At 72.8% G+C, this 6,349-nt stretch carries 4 protein-coding genes and 2 pseudogenes; 2 read left to right on the forward strand and 4 right to left on the reverse strand.

The window, feature by feature from the left end:
• The 4 genes and pseudogenes from ACFW2E_RS38915 to ACFW2E_RS38930 all read right to left on the reverse strand — a co-directional run.
• A pseudogene (locus tag ACFW2E_RS38915) lies at positions 1 to 490 on the reverse strand (hypothetical protein); the annotation flags it as partial.
• Positions 483 to 1,217, reverse strand: a complete 735-nt coding sequence (locus tag ACFW2E_RS38920) for a hypothetical protein (RefSeq protein ID WP_384474405.1) — start codon at positions 1,215 to 1,217, stop codon at positions 483 to 485. The gene ACFW2E_RS38920 and the pseudogene ACFW2E_RS38915, both read right to left, overlap by 8 nt.
• A gap of 31 nt (positions 1,218 to 1,248) precedes the next feature.
• A complete protein-coding gene (locus ACFW2E_RS38925) occupies positions 1,249 to 1,773 on the reverse strand; it encodes a phage tail protein (protein WP_102908267.1) in 525 nt (174 codons plus the stop codon).
• A gap of 34 nt (positions 1,774 to 1,807) precedes the next feature.
• Positions 1,808 to 3,667 carry a phage tail sheath family protein gene (locus ACFW2E_RS38930; protein ID WP_384474408.1) on the reverse strand — a complete coding sequence of 620 codons (1,860 nt, stop codon included), beginning with the start codon at positions 3,665 to 3,667 and terminating at the stop codon, positions 1,808 to 1,810.
• Between the two features lie 607 nt (positions 3,668 to 4,274).
• On the opposite strand from ACFW2E_RS38930, the gene ACFW2E_RS38935 reads away from it, so the two are divergent.
• On the forward strand, positions 4,275 to 5,129 hold the full coding sequence (locus ACFW2E_RS38935; protein ID WP_384474411.1) for a DUF4132 domain-containing protein: 855 nt from the start codon (positions 4,275 to 4,277) through the stop codon (positions 5,127 to 5,129).
• A pseudogene (locus tag ACFW2E_RS38940) lies at positions 5,126 to 6,349 on the forward strand (hypothetical protein); the annotation flags it as partial. The gene ACFW2E_RS38935 and the pseudogene ACFW2E_RS38940, both read left to right, overlap by 4 nt.

The raw sequence follows: 6,349 nt of genomic DNA on the forward strand, positions 1-6,349 counted from the left end.
GCTCGAACAGCACGGCTGTGTAGGAGGCCAGTACGGCGCGGAGCCGCGGGGGCCCCCCGGGCCCCCCGCCCCCCCCCGGCGGGCCGCCCCACGGCCGCGGTCCGGGCAGCACCGGCGCGGTGGGGCGCAGCAGCGGTGCCTCCCGTTCGGTCCGCGGGGCCTGGCGGGATGCGGGCCCGGGCGCCGGGACCCGTTCGGTGTGTACGACCGCCCGCTCCCGTTCGGTGTACTGCCGGACCTCGTGGACGCCCGGGCGCGCCGGGTCGTCCCGGTGCGCCGCGACCGGGGCGGCGACGGGCCACAGCGGCACGGACTCGTCCGGGCCCCCGGCCGTGGACCGTATCGCCTCTATCCGTTCGAAGGGCCCGGCGAGCCTCGGCCGTACCCGAGCCACGCCGGGGCGCGCCGCGGCGGCCGGTGCGTACCGGGCGAGCAGCCGGTCGAGGAAGTCGGGCTCCGCCGGTGGCGACCCCGACGTGGCGTCAGACATCAGCGCACAGCTCCAGGTAGTAGTGGCGGCGCAGCGGGCTGAGCGCCAGGATCTCCGGCTCGCTCCAGCCGTACGCGGTGGCGAGCAGATGGATGTCGAGGAGCAGGTCCCGTGCCCAGGCGTCGAGTTCGGTCCACAGGTAGGAGGCGATGTCCAGCTCGGCCCGGGTGGCCGTACCGCACTCGGGGCAGCCGATGTCGAGCGTGAGGTCGGCGCCCGGATCCGCCGCCTCCGTGGCCTCGGCGATCCGGCGCTGCACGGCGGCGGGCAGCGCCTCCGCCGGCACGGCAGCTCCGTCCCGCGCGGCCGAGACGCCCCCCGGGGCGAGCCGGGCGGGGCGGGGGGGGGCCCCCCGGGCACCCGCCGTCAGGTCGGCGACGCCGGGCGGCCGGAACTCGATCTCCCAGCCGTCCTGCACCACCCGCAGCAGCGGGTCGCGCGAGGCTGCCGGGGGGCGGGCGAATTCCGCCGTGTCCAGGTCGAACTCCATGTCCTGGCCGCACGCCCCGCACTCGGCGCGCACCTGCATCCGGTCGCCGAACAGGGCCCCGCGCAGCGCGAACAGGTCCGCCTCGCGCTCGCCCACCGGCAGCCCGAGCAGTGCCTCGGTGTCGCCGCCCAGGTCGGGGCGTGCGGTGCGGTGCAGCAGCAGGGCGCGTCCGGCCGGTGCCTGCGCGAGCCCGGTCTCCCAGGCGGTGAGCAGTCCGGCCGCTGCGGTGATCGTCATGTTCTCCACCCGATACTCGGCTGCCGTCTTCTCACGCCGGGTTGAGGAAGGAGGGCTCCTCGGGCTCGGGGACCTCGTAGTCCCGCTCCCAGCCCTCGCACTCGAGCTTCAGGCTCTGGATCGCGACCGCGTTGGCGTTGGCGTCCAGTTCGCCGAGCACCTGGTACTCGCTGGGCCAGGTCCGGTACAGCTTGTGCGAGACGGCGACCTGGCCGGCCTCGTTGAGGACCTGGATGACGATGTCCTTGCGGAAGTCGGCGAGGGACACCTCGGAGCCGAGGCCCGCGCCGACCTGCCACACCTTGTTGGCCCAGCGGTCGAACTCGGGGTCGTGGGTGACCCCGCGCTCCAGGGTGACGCCCTCGAACTCGGAGCGTCCCGGCGACTTGCGCGGGGAGCTGGGGTCGCCGCCGTGCCGGTGCTTGACGACCTCCGTGGTCCGCTTCAGCGGACTGATCTTGCTGATGCCGGCGACCGTACGACCGTCCCACAGGACCAGGAACTTGAAGTTCTTGTAGGGGTCGAAACGATGGGCGTTGACGGTGAACTCTGCCATCGGATTCCTTCAGCTCTCCGGGATTCCCGTGGGCCTACAGCTCGAACTGCGCGGACGTCTGCTGGATTTTGACGATCACGAACTCCGCCGGGCGGACCGGTGCGATCCCGACCAGGACGTTGACCACGCCGTTGGCGATGTCCTGGTCGGTGGTGGTGTCGCTGTCGCACTTGACGAAGTAGGCCTCGCGCGGGGTGCCGCCCTTGAAGGCGCCCTGCCGGAACAGCGTGTGCAGGTACGAGGAGGCGCTGAGCCGGATCTGCTGCCACAGGTTCTCGTCGTTGGGTTCGAACACGACCCACTGCAGGCCGCGTTGCAGGCTCTCCTCGACGTGCAGGGCGAGCCGTCGTACGGGGACGTACTTCCAGTCGCTGTCGAGGGCGTCGGAGCCCTCGAGGGTACGGGCGCCCCAGACCAGCGGGCCGGTCAGCGGGAAGGTCCGCAGGCAGTTGACGCCGAGCGGGTTGAGCAGTCCGGTCTCGCGGTCGGTCAGGTTGACCGTGAGCGAGTGGACGCCCGCGAGCCGGGCCTCGGTGCCGGCCGGTGCCTTCCACACGCCGCGCTCGGAGTCGGTGCGCGCGATGACGCCCGCGACCGCGCCGGAGGGCGGGAACGAGCGCAGCCGCCCGGTGAGCGGGTCGGTGAGCTGGAGGTGCGGGAAGTACAGGGCCGCGTGGTTGCCGCGTACGGCGTCGAATGCGGCCAGGCCGGCCCGTGCGGTGTCCACGCTGACCCAGGTGCCGGGCGCGTCGACGAGCAGGAAGATCCGCCGCTCCTCGCACAGTCGCTGGGCGGCGGACACGACCGTGATCGCGTCCTCGGTCTTCTCGTAGGCCGCCAGTTCCGGCAGGGCGAGGAGGTTGACGTCGGCGACTGCGCGCAGCGCCTGGATGCCGGTCTTGTCGGCCTCGGAGCCGATGAGGTCGCGCGGTCCGGGGGCCTCGCCGTCCTCGCCGCCCTCCAGCGGGAACACCGGCGGGTTGACGCAGGCCTCCAGGCCGAGGTCGTTGGCGCACTCGCCGAGGAAGCGGACGACGTCCTCTGGGTCGGTGGAGCCCGCGACGACCTGGATGCGCCGGCCGAAGGCGGTGACCTCGGCGCCCGCGAAGGCGTGCCTGCCGGGAGCGTCCGGCAGCGCGCGCAGCTTGCGCTCGAGCAGCAGCGCCAGCTCTGTGACGCCACAAGGGGCTTCACCGTCGCGGTCGGGGTCGTAGAGCGTGAACTCGCGCTCCACGTCACCGATCTTGACGGTCAGGTCGACGGCGAGGTCGGGCAGTTCGTTTCCGAACGGCTTGGAGACCGTGCCGGACGGGTCGGGGCGGCCCTCGCCGACCACCTCGACGCGGATCAGCCGGGAGCCCGCGTTGATCACGGTCTGCGCGTAGCGGTCGTTCGAGGTGTCCACGGACAGCCCGGTGAAGCTCTCCCGGGCGTCGCCCCTGGCGTCGTACACGCGCAGGTTGAAGGTCTCGTCGGGGCACGGTGTGTCGTGGTCGACGGCGACGCGCAGGCCGTTGCCCCACACGCCGGGCTCCTTGGCGTGCACCTCCAGGACCCTGCTCCCGCTGTGGCCCTCGGTGGACTCCAGGGTGACGCCGGCGGCCTTGCCGCTGCCTGCCCTGTTGACCCGGACGACGACGGCGACCGTGCCGCCGTTGCCGAAGAACTGGTGCACCGCGTAGCCGACGGCGCTGCGTGCGCTCAGGCCGCCGAAGCGGCGCTCGAACTCCGCGAAGCTGGTGACGCGTACCGGCTCGTTCAGCGGACCGCGTCGGGTGTGGCCCACGAAGGCGGTCACCGAAGTGGTCAGGGTCGAGATGGTGCGGGTGCTGCTGGGAAGCTCTTCGACGTAGACGCCGGGATACGTCGGCTTGGCGGCGCTCACCGCGCTCATCGGCTCTCCCCCTCCTATCCCTGTCTCGGGCACGGGACGAAGACACCAGGAGACAGACGGCGGAGGAGGAAGTTCCGGATTCGGCGCGGCAGACGGCGCCGTGCGACCCGTGCGAGTGGACGACGGCGGCCGAGCGCACCGCATCAGATTCCCCCGTCAGTGCCCGGACCGGTCGGTGGTCCGGGTCAAGCAGCATGCTTGTGACTCCTGATGCTCAAGTGCTCAACCCACCTTCAGGCGTTGGAAGTTGAGGGAACAAGGCACCTTCTGGCCAGCCCGGGAAAAGGTTTCGTGAAGGCCGGCTGCCGGTATCCGCACACCCCGCCCGCACGTCCTCGACAGCCGGTCCACGGCTTCTGCACAGGGGTCGTCACCGCACGAAGACGGACGCGTCCCGGCTCTCCCGGGAACCCGGGGAACACCGCGCCGGCCGGCCCGCGGCGGCCGTCACACCATCTCCAGGCCTTCTCCGGCCGTACACATTCCACGGTGGCCGGTTCCGCCGGGGTCGGCGGTCCGGAGCGTCACCCGCGGGAGCCGAAGGGCGTTGTCAGTGGCCTGTCCTACAGTTCCCGTCACTTGATCACTGCGGTGCGGGGAGGCACACATGGGGTGGGTGACGGCGGGCGACTACGAGGTCGCTCTCGACGGCGGAAAGGTGGTGTGCCGCAACGCCGCCGGACGGCGGCTGAAGTCCGTGCCGCCCAAGCTGTCCGACGACCCTGCGGTGGTGGGACTGCGGCAGCTGGCCGAGTGGCTGGAGCGGCACGAGCGCCAGTGCCTGGCCGACGTCGAGCGCTGGATGGTGCGCTCGCTCCCGGTGCCGCTCGCCGTCGTCGCCCGCGTCTGGCCGGACCCGGCCTGGCAGTCCGCCCTGCGGGACGTCGTCGTCACGGGAGCCGACGGTGAGGTCGCGGGCTTCCTGCGGGACGCCGACGGCGAGCGCGGACTCGGACTGGTCGACCTCGACGGCGACACCGTGCGCATCACCCCCGAACTCCTCCGCATCCCGCATCCCGTGCTCCTCGACGACCTGGAGGACCTGCGCGAGTTCGCCGTCGAACTCGGCGTCGAACAGCGGGCCCAGCAGCTCTTCCGCGAGGTGTGGCACCGCCCGGCCACGCTCGACGCCGAGGGCACGCAGGTCGAGGAGTACGCCGGCGGGGCGTTCAAGGAGCTGCGCTTCCTGCACGGCAGGGCGGCACAGCTCGGCTACCGCGTGCGCGGGGGGCACGCGGTCTGCCCGGTGCTGGAGGACGGCCGCGCCTGCGAGGCCCGGGTGTGGATCGGCGACTACGACGGCTACGAGGAGGCCGAGACCGGTCCCCTCATGTGGACCGACCCCGCGGGCCGGGCGCTGAAGCTCGGCCGGGTCGGGCCGGTCGCCTGGTCGGAGGGCATGCGCATGGCGGCCGCACTGTACGCGGGGCGGGACATCGAGGACGAGGAGCGGGCGGCATGACGACCACGGCATTCGACGACACCACCACGGGCGCACTGCTCGACGCCGGCGCCGTCCTGCCCCCGGGCACCACCGCCCGGGAGGACGCCGACTCCCTCACCGTACGCACCTACACCCACCCCGGCCTGGACGACCGGCGCGTGGTCCGGCTGGTGCCGGGCACCCTCGGCGAGGCCGAGGACCTGGCCCTGGAGTTCCTCGGACTGGTCCGGGAGCCGGAGACCCCCGAGGTCGGCCAGGTGCGCCGGGAAACCCTGGGCTTCCCTGCCTGGGCGCTGGTCAACGACCCGGCCAACGGCCACCACGCGCTGGCCCTGGTCAAGGACGTCGAACGGCTCGCGCGCCAGGCCAAGTCCCGCCCCGGCACGGCCAAGGAAGGCTTCGAGGAGCTCGGCACCCGGCTCGGCCGGACGGTGCCGCACTTCCTTCCCACCTTCTACGAGCAGGCGGCCCGGGTCTTCCTCCAGCACGACAACACGACGTACGCCGCCGCCTTCTTCGGCAAGGCCCGTGAGGCCGAGCGGGTGCACGCCCTGGCGGTGGACGAGGAGCGGCAGCGTGCCGTGTTCCTGGAGTTCGCCTTCGCGGGCGCTCTGACGGTCAAGGCGCTCAAGGAGTACGTGAAGGACCTCGCCCGCCGGCTCGACCCCGCCACGGCGTGGGCACAGTTCCGGCAGCTGACCGTGGAGCGCTGCGCGGCGGGCATGCCGCCGTACGCCTCGCTGCCGCAGGACGCGCGCGGTCTGATCAGGGCGGCCGGTCTGGACCGGACCACCGAGGAGTGCGTCCTCGTCGCCGACCTGATCGCCTCTCCCGCCGCCGTCCGGGCTCCCGCGTCCTTCTGGTCCGCCTACCGCTCCGTTCTCCCGGTCCTCGCGGAAGAGCGGCCGGCCGTCCGGACCCGTCTGCTGGAGATCATGCCGGCCGGGCTCGGCACCAAGGTCGCCGACGACGAGTTCTGGCTGGCGCTGCTGGCGGAGTGCGGTGCGGAACGGCTGCTGACGGACGGGGACGACGTCGACGCCGCGGGGTGGCTGAGCCGTTGGGCCCTGCACCGCAAGCACGGCGGGTCGGTCTGCGACCGCTCCCCGGCCACCCTCGCGCTCGTCGAGCGGATGGCGCCCCGGCTGCGGGCCGACGGCCGGGCGGTCGACCTGTTCACCGGGCGCTGGCACGCCGGTGCCGATCTCGACCTGCTGGACCTCTGCGCGGCGCAGGGC

The organism is Streptomyces sp. NPDC058964 (assembly GCF_042741275.1).
In the GTDB taxonomy this organism is placed as follows: Bacteria; Actinomycetota; Actinomycetes; order Streptomycetales; family Streptomycetaceae; genus Streptomyces.